At 64.9% G+C, this 19,938-nt stretch carries 19 protein-coding genes; 5 read left to right on the top strand and 14 right to left on the bottom strand.

The window, feature by feature from the left end; genetic code table 11:
* Positions 1 to 208: 208 nt before the first annotated feature.
* Both CR156_RS16585 and glmU read right to left on the bottom strand, forming a co-directional pair.
* A complete protein-coding gene (locus CR156_RS16585; protein ID WP_100553623.1) occupies positions 209 to 742 on the bottom strand; it encodes a GNAT family N-acetyltransferase in 534 nt (177 codons plus the stop codon).
* The gene (gene glmU, locus CR156_RS16590) at positions 711 to 2,078 is read right to left on the bottom strand and encodes a bifunctional UDP-N-acetylglucosamine diphosphorylase/glucosamine-1-phosphate N-acetyltransferase GlmU (protein ID WP_100553624.1); all 1,368 of its coding nucleotides are present in this window, start codon (positions 2,076 to 2,078) and stop codon (positions 711 to 713) included. Before glmU ends, CR156_RS16585 begins: the two co-directional genes overlap by 32 nt.
* A gap of 121 nt (positions 2,079 to 2,199) precedes the next feature.
* Here glmU and CR156_RS16595 point away from each other — a divergent pair, with 121 nt between their 5' ends.
* From CR156_RS16595 to CR156_RS16605, 3 genes are read left to right on the top strand one after another with little or no spacing between them, the layout of a single operon-like run.
* The gene (locus tag CR156_RS16595) at positions 2,200 to 4,164 is read left to right on the top strand and encodes a hypothetical protein (RefSeq protein WP_100553625.1); all 1,965 of its coding nucleotides are present in this window, start codon (positions 2,200 to 2,202) and stop codon (positions 4,162 to 4,164) included.
* Positions 4,161 to 5,207 carry a glycosyltransferase family 2 protein gene (locus CR156_RS16600; RefSeq protein ID WP_100553626.1) on the top strand — a complete coding sequence of 349 codons (1,047 nt, stop codon included), beginning with the start codon at positions 4,161 to 4,163 and terminating at the stop codon, positions 5,205 to 5,207. Before CR156_RS16595 ends, CR156_RS16600 begins: the two co-directional genes overlap by 4 nt.
* Positions 5,204 to 5,587, top strand: coding sequence for a GtrA family protein (locus tag CR156_RS16605; RefSeq protein ID WP_100553627.1), 384 nt, complete (start codon positions 5,204 to 5,206; stop codon positions 5,585 to 5,587). The genes CR156_RS16600 and CR156_RS16605 overlap by 4 nt, the downstream gene beginning before the upstream one ends.
* A gap of 119 nt (positions 5,588 to 5,706) precedes the next feature.
* On the opposite strand, the gene CR156_RS16610 is transcribed toward CR156_RS16605, so the two are convergent.
* The 9 genes from CR156_RS16610 to CR156_RS16650 form a co-directional block, all read right to left on the bottom strand.
* A complete protein-coding gene (locus CR156_RS16610) occupies positions 5,707 to 6,129 on the bottom strand; it encodes a F0F1 ATP synthase subunit epsilon (RefSeq protein WP_025877355.1) in 423 nt (140 codons plus the stop codon).
* A 112-nt stretch (positions 6,130 to 6,241) separates the two neighbouring features.
* Positions 6,242 to 7,648, bottom strand: a complete 1,407-nt coding sequence (gene atpD / locus CR156_RS16615) for a F0F1 ATP synthase subunit beta (protein WP_100553628.1) — start codon at positions 7,646 to 7,648, stop codon at positions 6,242 to 6,244.
* A 38-nt stretch (positions 7,649 to 7,686) separates the two neighbouring features.
* Complete coding sequence (gene atpG, locus CR156_RS16620; RefSeq protein WP_089237047.1) at positions 7,687 to 8,550, bottom strand: F0F1 ATP synthase subunit gamma; 864 nt, start codon at positions 8,548 to 8,550, stop codon at positions 7,687 to 7,689.
* A 95-nt stretch (positions 8,551 to 8,645) separates the two neighbouring features.
* Positions 8,646 to 10,193, bottom strand: a complete 1,548-nt coding sequence (gene atpA / locus CR156_RS16625; RefSeq protein WP_089237049.1) for a F0F1 ATP synthase subunit alpha — start codon at positions 10,191 to 10,193, stop codon at positions 8,646 to 8,648.
* Positions 10,194 to 10,237: 44 nt separating this feature from the next.
* Positions 10,238 to 10,765: a F0F1 ATP synthase subunit delta gene (locus CR156_RS16630; RefSeq protein ID WP_089237051.1), complete on the bottom strand. Its 528-nt coding sequence runs from the start codon at positions 10,763 to 10,765 to the stop codon at positions 10,238 to 10,240.
* A 2-nt stretch (positions 10,766 to 10,767) separates the two neighbouring features.
* Positions 10,768 to 11,238, bottom strand: a complete 471-nt coding sequence (locus CR156_RS16635) for a F0F1 ATP synthase subunit B (RefSeq protein ID WP_025877365.1) — start codon at positions 11,236 to 11,238, stop codon at positions 10,768 to 10,770.
* A gap of 114 nt (positions 11,239 to 11,352) precedes the next feature.
* Complete coding sequence (gene atpE, locus CR156_RS16640) at positions 11,353 to 11,655, bottom strand: F0F1 ATP synthase subunit C (protein ID WP_089237053.1); 303 nt, start codon at positions 11,653 to 11,655, stop codon at positions 11,353 to 11,355.
* Between the two features lie 64 nt (positions 11,656 to 11,719).
* Positions 11,720 to 12,508, bottom strand: coding sequence for a F0F1 ATP synthase subunit A (atpB, locus tag CR156_RS16645; protein WP_089237055.1), 789 nt, complete (start codon positions 12,506 to 12,508; stop codon positions 11,720 to 11,722).
* Positions 12,509 to 12,539: 31 nt separating this feature from the next.
* On the bottom strand, positions 12,540 to 12,872 hold the full coding sequence (locus CR156_RS16650; protein WP_032952006.1) for a hypothetical protein: 333 nt from the start codon (positions 12,870 to 12,872) through the stop codon (positions 12,540 to 12,542).
* A gap of 497 nt (positions 12,873 to 13,369) precedes the next feature.
* Between CR156_RS16650 and CR156_RS16655 the strand changes: the two genes are divergently transcribed.
* A complete protein-coding gene (locus CR156_RS16655) occupies positions 13,370 to 14,188 on the top strand; it encodes a hypothetical protein (RefSeq protein ID WP_089237057.1) in 819 nt (272 codons plus the stop codon).
* Positions 14,189 to 14,640: 452 nt separating this feature from the next.
* Here CR156_RS16655 and lpdA read toward each other — a convergent pair whose 3' ends face one another.
* The 3 genes from lpdA to CR156_RS16670 all read right to left on the bottom strand — a co-directional run bounded on the left by lpdA (position 14,641) and on the right by CR156_RS16670 (position 18,970).
* Positions 14,641 to 16,449, bottom strand: a complete 1,809-nt coding sequence (lpdA, locus tag CR156_RS16660; RefSeq protein ID WP_100553629.1) for a dihydrolipoyl dehydrogenase — start codon at positions 16,447 to 16,449, stop codon at positions 14,641 to 14,643.
* Positions 16,450 to 16,556: 107 nt separating this feature from the next.
* The gene (aceF, locus tag CR156_RS16665) at positions 16,557 to 18,287 is read right to left on the bottom strand and encodes a dihydrolipoyllysine-residue acetyltransferase (protein ID WP_100553630.1); all 1,731 of its coding nucleotides are present in this window, start codon (positions 18,285 to 18,287) and stop codon (positions 16,557 to 16,559) included.
* Between the two features lie 113 nt (positions 18,288 to 18,400).
* A complete protein-coding gene (locus CR156_RS16670; RefSeq protein WP_100553631.1) occupies positions 18,401 to 18,970 on the bottom strand; it encodes a DNA-deoxyinosine glycosylase in 570 nt (189 codons plus the stop codon).
* A 186-nt stretch (positions 18,971 to 19,156) separates the two neighbouring features.
* Here CR156_RS16670 and CR156_RS16675 point away from each other — a divergent pair, with 186 nt between their 5' ends.
* Positions 19,157 to 19,792, top strand: coding sequence for an OmpW/AlkL family protein (locus CR156_RS16675; RefSeq protein WP_049464294.1), 636 nt, complete (start codon positions 19,157 to 19,159; stop codon positions 19,790 to 19,792).
* Positions 19,793 to 19,938 lie beyond the last annotated feature (146 nt).

Here is a 19,938-nt window from a genome sequence, read left to right on the forward strand (position 1 = left end):
CAGGGGAATCAGGGGCGAAGAGGTGCCGATGTCTGAGCGCAGCGAGTTCGGCACCGGCCCCTGATTCGCCGAGGAGCGCAGGGCACCGATGCGCAGCATCGGCTCGCGGCCGGCGGAACGTTTCTTTTGGTTACTTTTCTTTGCGTACAAAGAAAAGTGACACCCATGAAAGATGAGCAACCATCAGCAATCAACAGAAGAAGCAAAACTAAAGCACCCGTCGCATTGCCACCCGCAGGTGCATCGGGAATCCCAATGCGGCCTCCTCGGCCATCACCGCTCGCAAGCCCGCGCTCCACTCTGCCTCCGGCAGCACCTTGAATCCTTCGCTGGCATAGAAAGCCGCATTCCACGGAACATCGGACAACGTGGTCAGCACCGCCCCCGGATAGCCAAGCGCCTTGGCCTCGGCGAGTGCATGCCGCAGCAACGCTCGGCCATAACCACGCCGCGCGTGGCCGGGATCCACATCCATCTGCAGCACGTGGAAATCACCGTCGAGCGCACCGCCCAGCAGGTAGCCGGCGATGCTGCCATCGGCGCCGTCGATGACCCACAGCTGGTCACGCTGCAGTCCAGCCTGCAGCGTGAGCAGATCCAGTCCATGACCGGCGAACACCGGGTACGCCTCATGCCCGCGCAGCAGTTCGCCCGCACGCTGTTCGATGCGGGGCAATGCGTCGAGTTCGCCGACGCGCGGTGGCCTCGGCTCAGCTTTTCTTGATGGGACGCTGCCAGCCATCGATCGTTTCCTGGCGCGCACGGGCCACGGTCAGCTTGCCGTCCGGCGCAGTGCGGGTGATGACCGAACCTGCAGCGATCGTCGCCCCTTCACCGATCAGCACCGGCGCCACCAGCGAACTGTTGGAGCCGATGAAGGCGTTGTCACCGATGGTGGTGGTCGACTTGTTCACGCCGTCATAGTTGCAGGTGATGGTGCCCGCACCGATGTTGACCTTGCTGCCGATCACCGCATCGCCCAGGTAGGTCAGGTGGTTGGCCTTGCTGCCCACCCCCAGGGTGACTTTCTTGGTTTCCACGAAGTTGCCCACGTGCACGCCATCGGCCAGCACGGTACCGGGGCGCAGGCGCGCGAACGGGCCGATCTGTGCCGCCCCCTCGCTGACGACACCTTCGACATCGCAGTGCGCGCGCACCTCGGTGCCCGCGCCGAGCGTGACGTCCTTCAGCCGGGTGAACGGACCGATGGTGACGCCATCGCCGAGCACCACCTTGCCTTCCAGGATCACATCGACATCGATCATCACGTCGCTGCCGACGATCACTTCACCGCGGATGTCCACCCGCGCCGGATCCCGCACGCGCGCGCCCTGGATGCACAGCGCACGCACTGCGCGGCGTTGCCAGGCGCGTTCCAGCTGCGAGAGCTGCCATGGATCGTTCGCGCCTTCCGCGTCCTGCGCATCGGCCACCAGGGCCATCTCCGCCGGAGTGAACTCACGGGCGGCGAAGGCGAACACATCGGTCAGGTAATACTCGCCCTGTGCGTTGCTGTTGGACAGCTGTGACAGCCAACGGCGCAGCGCGGTCGACTCGGCAGTGATGATGCCGGTGTTGATGATGCGCACCCGGCGCTGTTCGTCATCGGCATCCTTCTGCTCGACGATCGCCCCCACCTTGCCTTCGGCATCGCGCAGCACGCGACCATAGCCGGTGGGATCCTCGACATCGGCGACCAGCACGGCCAGCCGGCCCGGTTGCGCCAGCAGATCGCGCAGGGTCTGCGCACGGATCAAGGGCACATCGCCGTACAACACCAGCACCTGCGCGGCATCGGGCACCTCCGGCATGGCCTGGGCAACGGCGTGGCCGGTACCCAGCTGCTGCGCTTGTTCAGCCCACAACAGGTCCGGCTGGTCAGCGAAGTAGTGTCGCACCTGGTCCCCACCGTGGCCGTACACCACGTGGATGGCAGCCGGCTGCAGTTCGCGCGCCGTGGCGATCACATGCGCCAGCATCGGCTGACCGGCAATCGGCTGCAGTACCTTGGGCAGCAACGACTTCATGCGCTTGCCGGCGCCAGCGGCGAGGATGATCACGTGCAGGGGTTGGGTCATGGAGAGGGGCCACGCAGCGGCGGCAATCTGAGGACTGGCTGATAGGATAGCCGAGCTCTTTCCCTGCCTGACGTGAACCGTGAATTCCTTGAAGGAACGACTTCTCAATCTGCTGCCCTGGATGGGCCCACTCCTGCTGCTCATCGGCCTGGCCATCACGCCACTGCTCAAGAGCCTGCCATCGGGTCGCTTCGGTGAACTGGTCGCACTGGGTCTGCTGACCTGCGCCTTGGCATGGCTGATGCGACGCCTGCGTGGCTGGTCCATGGCCAGCGGCCTGGCGGTGCTCTGGATACTTCTGCTCCCCCTGTTCACCGGGGTATTTCCGCTGCTGGCAACGGTCTTGCTGCTGCTGGTTGCGATCGTGATCGGTCAGGCGCTGTTCGTGCAGCGCCCGTTGGCCCTGCAGGCGATGGCTGGCCTGTTGGGACTTTCGGCAGTGCTGGGCTGGACCCTGCTGGTTCCGATCCATTTCCGCTGGGTCTATCTGCCGGTGGGCCTTGCCGTGGTGATCTGGCGCCGTTCGCTGCTGTGGTCATCGTTGCGGGCCGGCCTGGCGCAGTGGCGGCAGTCCGTGGCGGACGCGCCGCGCAGCGCCGCTTTCGCTGTGCTGGTGGTGGGCTTGGCCAGTACCGCCTGCTGGTTGCCGACCCTGCAGTACGACGACCTCACCTACCACCTGCGCTTGCCATGGCAGTTGCTGGAACAGGGCGTCTATCAACCGGCGCCCCAGCACCAGATCTGGGCGCTGGCGCCCTGGGCGACGGATATCATCCAGGCAGTACCGCAGGTAATCGCAGGGGCTGAATCACGCGGCCCGGTCAACGCGATCTGGCTGTTGCTGCTGGCCACGGGCGCCTGGCAGCTTGCGGCGCAGCTCGGCGCGAGCGTGCTGCTGCGCTGGCTGGCGGTTGCCATGGTAGCCAGCCTGCCGCTGACCGCCGGCCTGGCGGGTGGCATGCAGACCGAGCTGCCAACCGCTGCGGTGCTGCTCTGGATGTGTGCGCTGGCTGCCGCGCCCCGTGATGGCCGCTTGTCCAACTGGATGCTGCTGGCGGTGCTGGCCGGTGGACTGCTGGCGATGAAGTCGATGAGTGCGGTGATGGCACTCCCTGTCCTGGCCTGGGCACTGATCCGCCATCCGTGGCCGTCGTTGCCGCGCATCGGCCTGGTGCTGCTGGCAGGACTGCTGGTCGGTGGTGCCAACTATGTGTTCGCGCAGTGGATTGCTGGCAATCCGGTGCTGCCGCTGTTCAACGGCATCTTCCAGTCTCCCTACTTCGCTCCGACGAACTTCATCGACCTGAAGTACAAGATCGGCTTCGGTCCCGACCTGCCGTGGGCACTGACCTTCCATTCATCGCGCTACTTCGAATCGCACGATGGTGCGGCGGGCGTGGTCCTGATCGGCTTGGCCGGGCTGTGGCTGCTGGCCGTGCTGCGTCCGCCAACTCGCGCGGCGGCACTGGTGGCACCGGCCGTGCTGGCACTGCCGCTGTTGCCGATCCAGTACCTGCGCTACGCCTATCCTGGCATGGCATTGCTGTGCGTGGTCGCCGTGGCGTCGCTCGGCGCCGGTCCCCTGCGCCGGCCTCTCATTGGACTGCTGGTGGCGCTGTGCGTGCTCAATGTCAGCTTCCAATCCACCGGCTACTGGATGCTGCGTAGCGGAGCGTTGAAGGACACGCTGAAGGCGGCTGGCCGCGATGCTCCGTTGTTCCAGCGTTTTGCACCCGAACGCGCACTGGCCGCAGCCATCCGTGCGTCGGGTGAAGACGAGGGCACCGTGCTGCTGCTGGATCCGGATGACCCGTTCTTCGCCGAATTCGGTACCCGTGGGCGCACGATCAGCTGGTACTCGCCCAGCCTGCAGGCGGCCGCCGCCAACGCCGAGCTGGATCCCAGCGGCAAGCGCTGGCTCGCCATGCTGCAGCAACAGCAGGTCAGGCACGTCATCCTCCGCAGTGAAGCGCTCACACCCTCACAGAAACTCGCACTTGAGCTGGCAGGTGCCCACCTGCGCGAAGAAGCCGGCGGCCGCCAGTGGTGGAGCCTCCCGGCGCCTCCAGGAAAGCCATCGCGATGAACATCCCCCCTCCGACCAGCCCCACCACAGCGGTCCGGCCCGACGACTCGCCGCGCATTGCGGTGGTGATCCCGTGCTATCGCGTGCGCGCGCATATCCTGCAGGTCATCGCCGGCATCGGACCGGAAGTGGGCTGGATCATCGCCGTCGATGATGCCTGTCCCGAGGCAAGCGGCGCCTGGATTCGCGAACACTGCACCGATCCGCGCGTCATCGTGGTCCATCACGAGCAGAACCAGGGAGTGGGTGGTGCCACGCTGACCGGCTACCAGCACGCGCTGCAGACACCTGCCCATGTGGTGGTCAAGCTCGACGGCGACGGGCAGATGGATGCCGGCCTGCTTCCCCGCTTTGCCAGCCCACTTCTGTCCGGCCACGCGGACTACGCCAAGGGCAACCGCTTCCATCGCGTCGGCTTCGTGCGCGGCATGCCTTGGGTGCGCCTGGCTGGCAATGCGGCGCTTTCGTTCATGACCAAGCTGTCCAGCGGATACTGGCAGATCGCTGATCCGACCAACGGCTACACGGCGATCCGCAGTGAAGTACTGCAGGAGCTGGAGCTCGAGCGGATCGCAAAGCGCTACTTCTTCGAATCGGACCTGCTGTATCACCTCAACCAGGTGCGTGCCGTGGTGATCGATGTACCGATGCGCGCCCGCTATGAAGACGAAACCAGCAGCCTGAGCCCGTTACGCATCCTTGGCCCGTTCCTGCTGGGGCATCTGCGCAATACCCTGCGTCGCCTGCTTTACAGCTACGGCATACGCGGCTTCTCGCTGGCCAGCGTAGAACTGCTGCTTGGCAGCGTCCTACTGGCCGGCGGCGGCATATTTGGCCTTTGGCGGTGGTGCCTCTCAGCCGACAGTGGTGTACCGGCCACTGCGGGTACCGTGATGATCGCCGGCCTGCCCATCATCGTGGGCATGCAGATGCTGTTGTCCTGGCTCAATTTCGATGTAGCCAGCGAACCGCGGCAACCCGTGCATCGTCTGCTTGGCGTCGAACAGGCCCTGCGCAGCGTCATCGGGAAGCCTCGGCAATGACCCTCCTGCGCCAGGGCAGCGCATACATCGTCATCGGCCTGGTGCAGCTGCTGCTGGACTGGCTGGTGTTCGTGGGAAGCACCGCACTCGGGCTGCCGGTCGCTCCTGCCAACATCGTCGGCCGTTTGGCCGGCATGCTGCTCGGCTTCTGGCTCAATGGCCGCTATACCTTTGCTGCCGCCGGCCAACAGCGCCTGGGCTGGAAGCGCTTCGCGCGCTTCTTCCTGCTTTGGATTCTGCTCACCGCGGCCAGCACCCTGCTGGTGACGGCGGTCGACCATGCGGTGGGGCTGCAGTACACGTGGCTCGCCAAGCCGCTGGTGGAAGGTGGCCTGGCCCTGGTGACTTTCGTGCTGCTGCGGCACGTCGTGTACCGCTGACCGGATGGCGGCCTGCTCCGGGCATGCGGCAGCGGAAAACAAACAAAAACGCCGGCATGGCAGCCGGCGTTCCTGCACTCACCCATGCCTTGCAGGCAGAGGTGTCACCTCGGCACGGTTCAGTGCTTGAGGGTCTTGCGCAGGCGCTCCAGCGCCTGCAGCTGGACAACGGCTTCAGCCAGCTTCTGCTGGGCTTCGGCCACTTCCATCGCTTCGCCGCGGTTGGCCAGGATGCGCTCGGCTTCTTCCTTGGCCTTGCGGACCGAGGCTTCGTCGATGTCCTGTGCGCGGATCGCGGTGTCGGCCAGCACGGTCACCACCTGCGGCTGCACTTCCAGGATGCCGCCGGAAATGGCGAAATCCAGCTGCTCGCCACTCGGCGTGGTCACTACCACCTTGCCCGGCTTCAGGCGGGTGATCAGCGGTGCGTGCTTGGGCGCGATGCCCAGTTCGCCCAGCTCACCGGTGGCCACGACCAGGGTCGCTTCGCCACGGAAGATTTCCTGCTCGGCGCTGACGATGTCGCAACGGATGGTGCTCATGTAACTCTCTTCGCTAGGGGGCGGGTCGAACCCACCGCAGGGATTCCGCAGCGGTGGGCGCAGGCCCACCCCGTGTCACGGTCGGGACGGGCGTGTGCCCGTCCCTGCCGCATCAGGCCTTCTCGGCCATCTTCTTGGCCTTCTCGACCGCTTCTTCGATGCTGCCGACCATGTAGAACGCCTGCTCCGGCAGGTGGTCGTACTCGCCATCGACGATGGCCTTGAAGCCACGGATGGTGTCCTTCAGCGACACGTACTTGCCCGGCGAGCCGGTGAACACTTCGGCCACGTGGAATGGCTGGCTGAAGAAGCGCTCGATCTTGCGGGCGCGCGACACGGCCTGCTTGTCTTCTTCGGACAGTTCGTCCATGCCCAGGATGGCGATGATGTCCTTCAGTTCCTTGTACTTCTGCAAGGTCTGCTGGACGCGCTGGGCGGTGTCGTAGTGCTCGTGGCCGATGACCAGCGGGTCCATCTGGCGGCTGGTGGAATCCAGCGGATCGACCGCCGGGTAGATACCCAGCGAAGCGATCGAACGCGACAGGGTCACGGTCGAGTCAAGGTGGGCGAAGGTGGTCGCCGGCGACGGATCGGTCAAGTCATCGGCCGGCACGTAGACGGCCTGGATCGAGGTGATCGAACCATTCTTGGTCGAGGTGATGCGCTCCTGCAGGACGCCCATTTCCTCGGCCAGGGTCGGCTGGTAGCCCACTGCCGACGGCATACGACCCAGCAGTGCCGACACTTCGGTACCGGCCAGGGTGTAGCGGTAGATGTTGTCCACGAACAGCAGCACGTCCTTGCCCTTGCCGTTCTCGTCCTTCTCGTCGCGGAAGTACTCGGCCATGGTCAGGCCGGTCAGGGCGACGCGCAGACGGTTGCCCGGCGGCTCGTTCATCTGGCCGTACACCATCGCGACCTTGTCCAGGACGTTGGAGTCCTTCATCTCGTGGTAGAAGTCGTTGCCCTCACGGGTACGCTCACCCACGCCGGCGAACACGGACAGACCGCTGTGCGCCTTGGCGATGTTGTTGATCAGTTCCATCATGTTGACGGTCTTGCCGACGCCGGCGCCGCCGAACAGGCCGACCTTGCCGCCCTTGGCGAACGGGCACATCAGGTCGATGACCTTGATGCCGGTTTCCAGCAGCTCGGTGGCCGGGGACTGGTCTTCGTACGACGGAGCAGCACGGTGGATTTCCCAGGTGTCGCTGGCGGTAACCGGACCGGCTTCGTCGATCGGACGGCCGAGCACGTCCATGATGCGGCCCAGGGTGCCAGCGCCGACCGGCACGGAGATGCCGCGCTCGGTGTTGGTGGCCACCAGGTTGCGCTTCAGGCCATCGGTGGAGCCCAGCGCGATGCAGCGGACCACGCCGTCACCGAGCTGCTGCTGCACTTCCAGGGTGATTTCGGTGTTGTCCACCTTCAGCGCGTGGTACACCTTCGGCACCGACTCGCGGGGGAATTCGACGTCGACGACGGCGCCGATGATCTGAACGATCTTGCCCTGACTCATTGCTGCATCCTCTAAATGTGTGCTTTTAACGAACGCGGTCAGACTGCTGCCGCGCCGCCGACGATTTCGGAGATTTCCTGGGTGATCGCTGCCTGGCGGGCCTTGTTGTAGACCAGCTGCAGGGTTCCGATCAGCTTGTTGGCGTTGTCACTGGCCGACTTCATCGCCACCATGCGCGCGGCATGCTCGGAAGCGACGTTTTCCAGCAGCGCCTGGTACACCAGCGACTCGATGTAACGCGTCATCACGTGCTCGAGCACGGTCGCGGCATCGGGTTCGTACAGGTAGTCCCAGTCGTGGTGCGCAACCTGCTTCTCGGCGGCCGGCAGCGGCAGCAGCTGATCGAAGCTGGCCTTCTGCACCATCGTGTTGACGAAGCGGTTGTAGACCAGATACACGCGGTCGACCTTGCCTTCGGTGAAGGCGTCGAGCATGACCTTGATCACACCGATCAGCGATTCCAGCTTCGGCGTGTCGCCGATGTGGGTCACCGTGCCGACCATGTTCACCTTGACCCGGCGGAAGAAGGTCGATGCCTTCTGGCCGATGGTCACCAGGTCCACTTCGGCGCCCTTGTCCTGCCAGGCCTTGGCTTCGCCAAGCATCTTGCGGAACAGGTTGTTGTTGAGGCCGCCGGCCAGACCGCGATCGGAGGAGATCACGATGAAACCGACCCGCTTGACCTGCTCACGCTCGACCAGGAACGGATGCTGGTAGTCGGTGCTGGCCTGCGCCAGGTGGCCGATCACCTGCTTCATCGCCTGCGCGTACGGACGCGAGGTCTTCATCCGATCCTGCGCCTTGCGGATCTTGGAGGCCGAGACCATTTCCAGGGCGCGCGTCACCTTGCGGGTGTTCTGCACGCTCTTGATCTTGGTTTTGATTTCGCGTCCGCTTGCCATCTTTTATTCCCGTGGCGCGGGGCCTGGGCCCCGCGTTGTTCAACCGTTTGATCGTCTGGTCCAGCGGAGCATCGCTCCGCTCTACAGGACCTCGATTACCAGCTGCCGGTGGTCTTGAACTCGACGATGCCCTTCTTGAAGGCACCTTCGATGTCGTTGTCCCAACCGCCGGTGGCGTTGACCTTGCCGATCAGTTCGCCCTGGGTGTTGGCGAAGTGCGCGTGCAGGCCTTCTTCGAACGCCAGCAGCTTGCTGACCGGCACGTCGTCGAGGTAACCCTCGTTGACGGCGTAGATCGACAGCGCCTGGTTGGCGATCGACATCGGCGCGTACTGCTTCTGCTTCATCAGCTCGGTGACGCGCTGACCGCGCTCCAGCTGCTTGCGGGTGGCTTCGTCCAGGTCCGAGGCGAACTGCGCGAACGCAGCCAGCTCGCGGTACTGGGCCAGCGAGATACGGATACCGCCAGACAGCTTCTTGATGATCTTGGTCTGCGCCGAACCACCGACGCGCGACACCGAGATACCGGCGTTCACGGCCGGGCGGATGCCGGCGTTGAACAGATCGGTTTCCAGGAAGATCTGGCCGTCGGTGATCGAGATCACGTTGGTCGGAACGAACGCGGAGACGTCGCCGGCCTGGGTTTCGATGATCGGCAGCGCGGTCAGCGAACCGGTCTTGCCGGTGACCTTGCCTTCGGTGAACTTCTCGACATATTCCTCGGACACGCGGGCAGCGCGCTCGAGCAGACGGGAGTGCAGGTAGAACACGTCACCCGGGTAGGCTTCACGGCCCGGCGGGCGCTTCAGCAGCAGCGAGATCTGGCGGTAGGCCACGGCCTGCTTGGACAGATCGTCGTACACGATCAGCGCGTCTTCGCCGCGGTCCATGAAGTACTCGCCCATGGTGCAGCCCGAGTAGGCGCTGATGTACTGCATCGCGGCCGATTCGGACGCGGTGGCAGCCACCACGATGGTGTGCGCCAGGGCGCCGTTCTCTTCCAGCTTGCGCACGATGTTGGCAACGGTCGAGGCCTTCTGGCCGATCGCTACGTACACGCACTTGATGCCGGTGCCCTTCTGGTTGATCACCGCATCGATGGCCAGCGCGGTCTTGCCGGTCTGGCGGTCACCGATGACCAGCTCGCGCTGGCCACGGCCGATCGGGATCATCGAGTCGACCGACTTGTAACCGGTCTGCACCGGCTGGTCGACCGACTTGCGCCAGATCACGCCCGGCGCAACGCGCTCCACCGGAGCGGTCAGGTCGGTGCCCAGCGGGCCCTTGCCGTCGATCGGCTCGCCGAGTGCGTTGACGACGCGGCCCAGCAGTTCCGGACCGACCGGCACTTCCAGGATGCGGCCGGTGGTCTTGGCGACGTCACCTTCGCGCACTTTCTCGTAGCCACCCAGGACCACGGCGCCGACCGAGTCGCGCTCCAGGTTCAGGGCCAGGGCGAAGGTGTTGTTCGGCAGTTCGATCATTTCGCCCTGCATCACGTCGGCCAGACCGAAGATGCGCACGATGCCGTCGGACACGCTGGTCACGGTGCCTTCGTTGCGCGATTCCGCGGCCAGCTTGACCTTCTCGATGCGGTTCTTGATCAGTTCGCTGATTTCGGAGGGGTTGAGCGTGGTTGCCATCGTCAAGTCCTAGTGCCGGCAGCGGGGCCGGACGTTAAATGAATTCAGTTAGCGAGCGCGGTCTGCAGACGGGCCAGCTTGCCCTTCAGCGAACCATCGATGACCACGTCGCCGGCGTCGATCACAGCGCCGCCGATCAGCGAGGCGTCGACCGCGGTGGCCACTTCGACCTCGCGGTTGAAGCGCTTGCGCAGCGCGGCCTTGATCGCGTCCAGCTCGGCAACCGACAGCTCGGCCGCGGAGGTCACCGTGGCCTTGACCACGTGCTCGGCCTCGGCGCGCAGCGCGTCGAACATGCCAGCGATTTCCGGCAGCAGCGGCAGACGATGCGATTCGGCAAGCACAGCCAGGAAGCGCGAGTAGGTCTCGCCGCGGGACTCCGGCGCCAGCAGGGCGACGGCGTCATCGCGACCCAGCTCCGGGTTGGCGAGCAGGGCCGCCACGCGCGGGTCGGCGGCGACGTGGGCGGAGAACGCCAAAGCGTCCGACCACGGCGCGAACGCGCCTTCGTCACGCGCGGTCGCGAAGGCGGCGCGGGCGTACGGGCGGGCAAGCGTGAGGGCCTGGCTCATCCTTAAATCTCCGAGGCCAGCTCGTCGAGCAGCGCCTTGTGGGCGTTGGCGTCGATTTCGCGCTTGAGCAGCTTTTCGGCACCGGTCACGGCCAGCGCGGACACCTGCTTGCGCAGATCTTCACGGGCACGGTTGGCGGCGGCGTCGATTTCGGCCTGGGCCAGGTCCTTCTGACGGGTGGCTTCGGCAACAGCTTCGTTGCGGGCCGCGTCGACGATCTGGTTGGCACGCGCGTGGGCCTGGTCGATGATCTCGTTGGCCTTGGTGCGGGCTTCCTTCAGCGCTTCATTGACCTTGTCCTGCGCCTGGGCCAGATCTTTCTGGCTGCGGTCGGCAGCAGCGAGGCCTTCAGCGATCTTCTGCTGGCGCTCTTCGATCGCGTTCATCAGCGGCGGCCAGATCTTGGTCGCGATGAGCCAGATCAGGGCGGCAAAGGCCAGGGCCTGGGCGATGAGGGTAAAACCGATATCCATGGGGTTCGCTCAGTCGGTTGTGACGGGATGGACGCGCCGCCACATGGGCGGCGCCTCCGAACCTTCATCCGCGACCAGGCGCCTGCGGCGCCCGGTCGTTTCGCTTTCGCTGGATCAGCCAGCGATTGCCGGCAGGCGCGAGACGAACTCGCCGACCATCGGGTTGGCGAAGGCGAACAGCAGGCCCACGGCGACCGAGATGATGAAGGCGGCGTCGATCAGGCCGGCGGTGATGAACATGCGGACCTGCAGGACCGGGATCAGTTCCGGCTGGCGCGCGGCCGACTCCAGGAACTTACCGGCCATGATGGCCAGACCCAGACCGGCGCCCAGCGCGGCCAGGCCGATCATGATGCCGACGGCGAGGACGGTGGAGCTCTGAACTTGGGCGAGATTGGTCAGGACGGCGAAGTACATGGTTTTCTCCAGGAACTTGATTGCTAAGGGTTTAGAAACAAACGGATGAAGGGTGAAGCGAAACTCAGTGAGCGTCTTCCGACAGGCTCAGGTACACGATGGACAGCATCATGAAGATGAAGGCCTGCAGCGGAATCACCAGAAGGTGGAACAGCATCCAGCCGAAGCCGGCGAACGCGCCTGCAAACATGCCGGCGATACCTGCACCGCCCAGCACCCAGATCAGCAGGAACACGATTTCACCGCCGAACATGTTGCCGAACAGTCGCATCGCCAGCGAGATCGGCTTGCTCAGCCACTCGACGATGTTCAGGATCAGGTTGAACGGCATCATCCACTTGCCAAACGGTGCGGTCAGGAATTCCTTGGCGAAACCGCCAAAGCCCTTGGCGCGCAGCGCGAAGAACAGCATCAGGAAGAACACGCTGATCGACATGCCCAGGGTGGCATTGACGTCAGCGGTGGGGACCGGCTTCCAGTACGGCACGCCCATCAGTTCGAGCGGCTTGGCGATGAAGTCGGCCGGGATCATCTTGATGAGGTTCATCAGGAGGATCCAGAAGAAGATCGTGATCGCGATCGGGGTCACCAGCTTGCTGGTGCCGTGGTAGGTGTCCTTGGCCTGGCGGTCAACGAACTCCAGGCAGATCTCGACGAACGCCTGCCACTTGCCCGGCACGCCGGAGGTGGCCTTGCGGGTGCCGAGCCAGAAGGCGACGACCATCACCAGGCCCATCAGCAGCGAGGTCACCAGCGTGTCCACGTGGATTGCCCACGGAGAGCCATGACCTGCCGTCAGATTGTGCAGGTGATGCTGGATGTAGGAGGTGGGTGTAAGCGCCTCGCCTGCCATGTGTCCGGAACCTTAAGTTAAATGAATTCGATTAGCGCCTGGCCATGGCCAGGACCTGGAACATCAGCCCGACGGCGATACCGGCCAACAGCGCCAATGCAGGCAGCTTGAAGACCAGGAACCCCACCATCAGGACACCAAAAACGAGCGCCCACTTGGCCACGATCGCAACGATCAGGCGCGCCATGGCCGAACCGGCCCCCAGCGCACCACCACCCAATGCCATCCTCGCCGCCACCCAACCACCGGCCGAAACCGCCACGCCGGATGCCAGGGCACCAAGGGCATACTTCGGCCCTACCAGCAGGAAGGCCAGAGCCAGGACAGCCACTGCGGCCAGCGGGTAGACCGCGGCGCGCAGCATCAGTCGCCGACCCGTTTCTACGGAGTTCAGCACAGGACGTCCCGCGTGGTTACAAGTGGATGGCTGAGGCGACTACAGCAGGGGGGCCTCATCGAGCCGCCAAATTATAGCAATGGGACAATTTGCGAGACAACCGGTGCCTGTTCATATCGGAACAGCGCAAGTTGCGGTAAGGGCTGCGCTTCTACAGCCCACCACGGGGACAATGACATCTGCGCGATGTTGCGCCGCAACGTATTCAACTTTGGTCGCAGGCGGCGGAACTTTCCGCCGACGGCGATGGTCCGATCCTGCGACCTGCCTGCAGCTACCTCGTCGACGCTTCGCCTGCAGGTCCCCATGATGGCCCCGAAGCGCCGCTCCGGGGCCATCTTTTTCGCACGGCAGCGACAGCGCTGAACCGTCCACACCGCGTGGACCATACTTTCACGAATGGTGGACAGCGACGTCCGGCAAAGTGGCCTTCATTCCGATGAACCACTGCAAGGACTCTTTCGATGCGCTCCGTCCCCACCCTGCTCGCCCTCTCGCTTCTCGCCGCCGGCGCGTCGTTCGCCTCCGCCGCCCATGCCGCCGAAGGCGATGACCGCTTCGCCCTGCGCCTGGGTGCGATGAACATCGACTCGGACAACACCCTGCGCGGCAATACCAATGTCGCCGGCCAGGACATCGGCTTCTCCGAGGACTTCAAGCTGGGTGGCAAGGAATGGGAGCCGCGTATCGACGGCATGTTCCGCATCAGCAACCGCCAGCGCCTGCTGTTCAACTACTTCAAGTACGACAAGGACCGCCGCGAGACGCTCGGCCAGGATATTTCCTTCGGCAACGTCAACGTGCCGGCCGACAGCTTCGTCAAGGCAGAGCTGAAGTATCAGGTGGCCAGCCTGGTGTATGACTACTCGGTGGTGGACACCGAGAAGTTCGACCTCGGCCTGCAGCTGGGTGCCGAGTACGCGAAGGTCAGCACCAAGGGCTACGCCGACCTTGGCACGGTGTACGAAGGCCAGTTCCTGGACGAGAAGACCGACGGTGTTGCGCCGGTGGTCGGTGCACGCCTGAGCTTCACCCCGTCCGAAAAGTGGATGATCACGCTGCAGGGCCAGTACCTCAACACGCGCTGGGGCAGCTTCGACGACTACAAGGGTGACCTCAGCCGCGCCAACGCGATCGTCGATTACCGCTTCACCGACAACTTCGGCGTGTTCGCCGGCTACGACTGGTTCAAGCTGGATGCGGACAAGAAGGGCAGCGACGGCACCATCGGCCTGAAGCAGGAATTCAAGGGCCCGGTGGCCGGTATCAGCGTCACCTTCTAAGCCCTACGCCTCTTCCACAACGCTCTCTCCTGGCGCGGCCTCCGGAACATCGGGGGCCGCGTTTTTTGTGGGTTCCTGACAGAAGAGCAGAAGCGGGTTGGTCGAGCGCTGGAGGGAGAGGGGGCTGGGTGCGAATGTCCCCCGGCGCCAGCCTGCGGCCGTCACCTCCTCCTTTACTTCGCACCCAGCCCCCTCTCCCTCCGCGTATCAGGCATCCACGCTGCCTTTGTAGTGGCTGCTGCTCTACCTTCCGCAAGCCGAGCCGCTGCGCGGGCGGCAGGCGTTTCGACAAAGTAAAGGAGGAGGCGACCGCCGCAGGCGGGCGACGGGGGACATTTGTCGAAATGCCTGCCGCCCGCGCGGCGGCCCTACAGCTCGCAAAAATCCGGAGCGGAGAAACAAAAAAAACCCCGGCAATGCCGGGGCTTTTTGTTCGGAAAGGCGCGGGCGCCTTATTTCTTCTTCGGCATGTACAGATCGGTGATCGTGCCGTCGTAGATTTCCGAGGCCATCGCCACCGATTCGCTCAGCGTCGGGTGCGCGTGGATGGTGTGGCCGATATCTTCGGCTTCGGCACCCATTTCGATTGCCAGGCCGATCTCGGCCAGCAGATCACCAGCATGCACACCGACGATGGCACCACCGATGATGCGATGGCTGTCTTCGTCGAAGATCAGCTTGGTGAAGCCCTCGGTGCGACCGATGCCGATCGCGCGGCCGCTGGCGGCCCACGGGAACTTCGCCACGCCGACCTTCAGGCCCTTGGCCTTGGCTTCGGTCTCGGTCACGCCGACCCAGGCGATTTCCGGGTTGGTGTAGGCCACCGACGGAATCACACGGGCCACCCACTCCTTCTTGTGCCCGGCAGCCACTTCGGCCGCCAGCTTGCCCTCATGCGTGGCCTTGTGGGCCAGCATCGGGTTGCCGACGATATCGCCGATGGCAAAGATGTGCGGCACGTTGGTGCGCATCTGCCGGTCGACCGGAATGAAACCGCGGTCGGTGACCTGCACGCCGGCCTTGTCCGCGTCGATCTTCTTGCCGTTCGGCGAGCGGCCCACGGCCACCAGCACGCGGTCGAAGGTGCCCTGCGCCAATGCCGGCGTCTGCCCTTCCTCGGCGGCTTCGAAGGTCACGGTGATGCCCTTGGCATCGGCGGTCACGCCGGAGGCCTTGGTCTTCAGGTGAACCTCGATGCCCTGCTTCTTCAGGCGGTCGGCCAGCGGCTTGACCAGGTCCTTGTCGGCGCCCGGCATCAGCTGGTCCATGAACTCGACCACGGTCACCTTGCTGCCCAGCGCACCGTAAACGGTGGCCATTTCCAGGCCGATGATGCCGCCACCGACGACCAGCAGCGAACCGGGCACTTCAGCCAGTTCCAGAGCGTCGGTGGAGTCCATCACGCGCTTGTCGTCCCACGGGAAGTTCGGCAGCTTCACCGCCTGCGAACCGGCGGCGATGATGCACTTCTGGAAGCGCAGCAGCTGGGTGCTGCCGTCTTCAGCCGTGATCAGCAGTTCGTTGGCCGACACGAATTTGCCCACGCCCTGCACGTTGCGGACCTTGCGCTGCTTGGCCATGCCGGCCAGGCCCTTGGTCAGCTGGTTGACGACCTTTTCCTTGTACTGGCGCAGCTTGTCCAGGGTGATGGTCGGCTTGCCGAACTCGACGCCGAAATCACCGGCGTGGGCGACTTCGTCGATCACCGCTGCGGCATGCAGCAGTGCCTTGGACGGAATGCAGCCCACGTTGAGGCAGACGCCGCCGAGGCTGGCATAGCGCTCGACCAGCACCGTATCCAGGCCGACGTCGGCGGCGCGGAAGGCGGCGGTGTAGCCGCCCGGGCCCGAGCCCAGCACGACCATTTCGCATTCGATGTCGGCGGCCTTGCCACTGGCCAGCGCCGGCTTCGGTGCTGCCGGCTCGGCCGGGGCGCGGTGCGACGGGGTCACCGGCGGCTTGCTGGCCGGAGCGGCCGCAGCCGGGGCCGGCGCAGCAGCCTTGGCCGGCGCTTCAGCGGCGCCCTCGGACTCCAGCAGCACGACGACCGCGCCTTCGGACAGGCTGTCGCCCAGCTTGACCTTGATTTCCTTGACCACGCCGGCAGCCGAGGACGGCACTTCCAGGGTGGCCTTGTCCGACTCCAGGGTCACCAGACCCTGGTCTTTCTTCACCGTATCGCCAACGGCGACCAGCACTTCGATCACCGGTACATCGCTGTAATCGCCGATGTCGGGAACCTTGATTTCAATCGTGGCCATGGTGGGTTTTCCTCGTGCCCGACCGGCGTGGCCGGCGGGCTGTCACTGCGTTTCGACAGGCGGCCGCGCCAGGGGCAGCGGCCGCACGGTGGGGGCGAAGCGGTGCCTTACAGCAGCACGCGGCGCATGTCGGCCAGCACCTGCGAGAGGTACGTGGTGAAGCGTGCGGCCAGGGCGCCATCGATGACGCGGTGGTCGTAGCTCAGCGACAGCGGCAGCATCAGCTTCGGTGCGAATTCCTTGCCGTTCCAGACCGGCTGGATGGACGACTTGGAGACGCCGAGGATGGCCACTTCCGGTGCATTGACGATCGGGGTGAACGCGGTGCCGCCGATGCCGCCCAGCGAGCTGATCGAGAAGCAGCCGCCGCTCATGTCGGCCGGGCCCAGCTTGCCGTCGCGCGCCTTCTTGGCCAGTTCGCCGGTTTCCTGCGCGATCTGCACCACGCCCTTCTTGTCGACATCGCGGATGACCGGAACGACCAGGCCGTTCGGGGTATCGGCCGCGAAACCAATGTTGAAGTACTTCTTCAGGGTCAGGTTCTCGCCGCTGGCATCCAGCGAAGCGTTGAACTCCGGGAACTGCTTCAGCGCCGCAGCGCTGGCCTTGATCAGGAAGGCGAGCATGGTCAGCTTGATGCCGGCCTTCTCGTTCTCCTTGTTCAGCGCCACGCGCAGGCCTTCCAGGTCGGTGATGTCGGCCTGCTCGAACTGGGTGACGTGCGGGATCATCGCCCAGTTGCGGGCCAGGTTCGCACCGGAGATCTTCTTGATGCGCGACAGCGGCTGCACTTCAACGTCGCCGAACTTGCTGAAATCGACCTTCGGCCACGGCAGCAGGTTGAGGCCACCGCCGGCGGCCACGGTGCCACCGGCAGCCGCCGGAGCGCCGCCGCTGAGCGCGGCCTTGACGAATTTCTGCACGTCGGCCTTGGTGATGCGGCCGCCCTTCTCGCTGCCGCTGACCTGCAGCAGGTCGACACCCAGCTCACGGGCGAACACGCGTACCACCGGCGATGCGTAGGGCACCTTGGCCGGCAGCACGCCATCGGCGTTGAACTGCACCGGCGGACTGCTCGGCGCGCCGGCCGAGGGGGCGCTGGCGATCTCGCGGGCGGCCAGCTTGTCCGGCTGTGCCGGCACGGCGACCGGCTCGACCTTGGTGGCCGTCTCGGCGGCGGCCGGGGCGGCGGCAGCGGCGGCCTTGCTCGGGGCCGGGGCGGCAGCGCCTTCGGCTTCGATGATGGCGACTACGTTGCCCTGCGACAGATTGTCGCCGACCTTGACCTTGATCTCCTTGACCACGCCGGCGACCGACGACGGCACTTCCATGGTGGCCTTGTCGCTTTCCAGCGTGACCAGGCCCTGGTCCTTCTTCACCGTATCGCCCACGGCGACCAGCACTTCGATGACCGGAATACCGCTGTAGTCGCCGATATCCGGCACCAGCGCTTCAACCGCGCCGCCGCTGGCAGCGGGGGCGGCAGCGGCCGGAGCCGGGGCGGCAGCAGGAGCCGCTTGGGTGGCAGCGGCCGGAGCAGCGGCCTTGGCCGGCGCCGGCGCAGCGGCAGCAGCGGCCGGCTGGGCAGCCTCGCCGTCGGCCACTTCGATCAGCGCCACGACCTTGCCTTCGGACAGGCTGTCGCCCAGCTTGACCTTGATTTCCTTGACCACGCCGGCCACCGAGGACGGCACCTCCATGGTCGCTTTATCGCTTTCCAGCGTGACCAGGCCCTGGTCCTTCTTCACCGTATCGCCGACGGCAACAAGCACCTCGATTACCGGGATATCGCTGTAGTCACCGATATCGGGGACACGTGCTTCCTTGATTTCGGCCATGGGGAGAACTCCGGCAATCTGGTGTAGGGAAACGTCTATTGTGCGGCCAGCGGGGGCCTGCGCCAACCGTTACAGGTGTTTTCAGTACGCACGCAGCCGGGACACGCTGTTGCTCATGGCCTGCCGGCGCTTCCAGTCGGTAGCGTATTGTCCTGTCGATGTCCGCTTGATGTCGCCAGCGCGACGGCCACCGGCTGCCAGGCCTTGCGCAGGCGCGGCAACGACCATGCTGCATTGGCCGGACTGGTGGACGGCAGCGCCAGCACTGCCGGCGAGGCGGCCAGCTGCGGCTGCACCCAGCGCTGGAAGGCCTGCATCGCCGCGCCACCGTTGCAGCCGATCAGCTGCAGGTCAGGCAACGCGGCGATCAGTGCGGGAAGTGCATTGGCCACTTCCGTGCCACGCACGATGTCCGCATCCAGGCTGCCGCGCCGCTCGCAGCGGCCGATCACATCCCACAGGCCGACACCATTTGCTGCCAGCGCCTGCAGGCGCTGCGCATACGGCAACGACGGATCGAAGCTGCACAGATCGCCAAGCAACGGCCAGAAACGATTGCGCGGGTGCGCGTAGTAATGCTGTGCCTGCAACGACGCGATACCGGGCATTGAACCCAGCAGCAACACCCGGCAATCCGCGTTCACCTGCGCAGGCAGGCCGATGCACAACGTTGCGGCGCTCACATCTTCTCCAACTGCATGAATATTCCGGAAGGGCAGAAACCGCATGAAAACAAGCGTTTCGCGCTGTTCGCTGAACAATGCGAACTAATTTTTAACGCGCGTCGGATTCGATTCATGTTGGGGCGACTACGGTGTGCTCGCCCCGCAACCGGGGGCCCAAAACAAGAAACATTAGGAGATTCCCCCATGCGCTCCATCCGTATCCTGAGCCTCGCCCTGCTGACCTCCGCCGCGTTCGCACCGGCTGCCTTCGCGCAGGACAGCAGCACCACCGACACCGCCTCGGGCAAGCATTTTGCCGTGGTTGGCGGCGTCTCGCTGCTGCAGCCGAAGAATGACCCGATCGACGGCATCAAGAAGGTCGATGGCGGCCCGGCACCGACCGTCAGCTTCAGCTACTACATCAACGACAACTGGGCCGTTGAACTGTGGGGCGCTGCAGACAAGTTCGACCACAAGGTGAAGGGCCCGGGCAATGCCCGCCTCGGCAGCGTCGAGCAGCAGCCGGTCGCACTGAGCGGCCAGTACCACTTCGGCCAGGCCGACAACGTGTTCCGTCCGTTCGTGGGCGTGGGCTACTTCCAGTCGGCTTTCAGCAATGAAACGCTGGCCGACGGCAGCGACTCCGACATCCGCCTGAAGGATGCCAAGGGCGTGATCGGCACCGTCGGTGTGGACATGAACATCAACTCGACCTGGTTCGCCCGTGCCGACGCCCGCTACATGCGCTCGCGTCCGGACGTGAAGGTCGGCGGCGAGAAGATCGGCGAAGCGAAGATGGATCCGTGGACCGTCGGCTTCGGCATCGGCGCCCGCTTCTAAGCGCTTCTGCGTCATTGTTGTACCGCGACGGGCCCTTCGGGGCCCGTCGTCGTTTCCGTCACCCGCATTCCGCCTGTAGAGCCGAGCCCATGCTCGGCTGCTTTTTTGTAGAGTCAAGCTTGCCCGGCCACCCGGAAAGCAGCCGA

It is taken from the genome of Stenotrophomonas lactitubi, assembly GCF_002803515.1.
GTDB classification, from domain to species: Bacteria; Pseudomonadota; Gammaproteobacteria; order Xanthomonadales; family Xanthomonadaceae; genus Stenotrophomonas; species Stenotrophomonas lactitubi.

Coding starts and splice junctions, on each gene's coding strand:
- CR156_RS16585 (WP_100553623.1), bottom strand. CDS start 742: ATGGCTGGCAGCGTCCCATCAAGAAAAGCTGAGCCGAGGCCACCGCGC.
- glmU (WP_100553624.1), bottom strand. CDS start 2,078: ATGACCCAACCCCTGCACGTGATCATCCTCGCCGCTGGCGCCGGCAAG.
- CR156_RS16595 (WP_100553625.1), top strand. CDS start 2,200: ATGGGCCCACTCCTGCTGCTCATCGGCCTGGCCATCACGCCACTGCTC.
- CR156_RS16600 (WP_100553626.1), top strand. CDS start 4,161: ATGAACATCCCCCCTCCGACCAGCCCCACCACAGCGGTCCGGCCCGAC.
- CR156_RS16605 (WP_100553627.1), top strand. CDS start 5,204: ATGACCCTCCTGCGCCAGGGCAGCGCATACATCGTCATCGGCCTGGTG.
- CR156_RS16610 (WP_025877355.1), bottom strand. CDS start 6,129: ATGAGCACCATCCGTTGCGACATCGTCAGCGCCGAGCAGGAAATCTTC.
- atpD (WP_100553628.1), bottom strand. CDS start 7,648: ATGAGTCAGGGCAAGATCGTTCAGATCATCGGCGCCGTCGTCGACGTC.
- atpG (WP_089237047.1), bottom strand. CDS start 8,550: ATGGCAAGCGGACGCGAAATCAAAACCAAGATCAAGAGCGTGCAGAAC.
- atpA (WP_089237049.1), bottom strand. CDS start 10,193: ATGGCAACCACGCTCAACCCCTCCGAAATCAGCGAACTGATCAAGAAC.
- CR156_RS16630 (WP_089237051.1), bottom strand. CDS start 10,765: ATGAGCCAGGCCCTCACGCTTGCCCGCCCGTACGCCCGCGCCGCCTTC.
- CR156_RS16635 (WP_025877365.1), bottom strand. CDS start 11,238: ATGGATATCGGTTTTACCCTCATCGCCCAGGCCCTGGCCTTTGCCGCC.
- atpE (WP_089237053.1), bottom strand. CDS start 11,655: ATGTACTTCGCCGTCCTGACCAATCTCGCCCAAGTTCAGAGCTCCACC.
- atpB (WP_089237055.1), bottom strand. CDS start 12,508: ATGGCAGGCGAGGCGCTTACACCCACCTCCTACATCCAGCATCACCTG.
- CR156_RS16650 (WP_032952006.1), bottom strand. CDS start 12,872: ATGCTGCGCGCCGCGGTCTACCCGCTGGCCGCAGTGGCTGTCCTGGCT.
- CR156_RS16655 (WP_089237057.1), top strand. CDS start 13,370: ATGCGCTCCGTCCCCACCCTGCTCGCCCTCTCGCTTCTCGCCGCCGGC.
- lpdA (WP_100553629.1), bottom strand. CDS start 16,449: ATGGCCACGATTGAAATCAAGGTTCCCGACATCGGCGATTACAGCGAT.
- aceF (WP_100553630.1), bottom strand. CDS start 18,287: ATGGCCGAAATCAAGGAAGCACGTGTCCCCGATATCGGTGACTACAGC.
- CR156_RS16675 (WP_049464294.1), top strand. CDS start 19,157: ATGCGCTCCATCCGTATCCTGAGCCTCGCCCTGCTGACCTCCGCCGCG.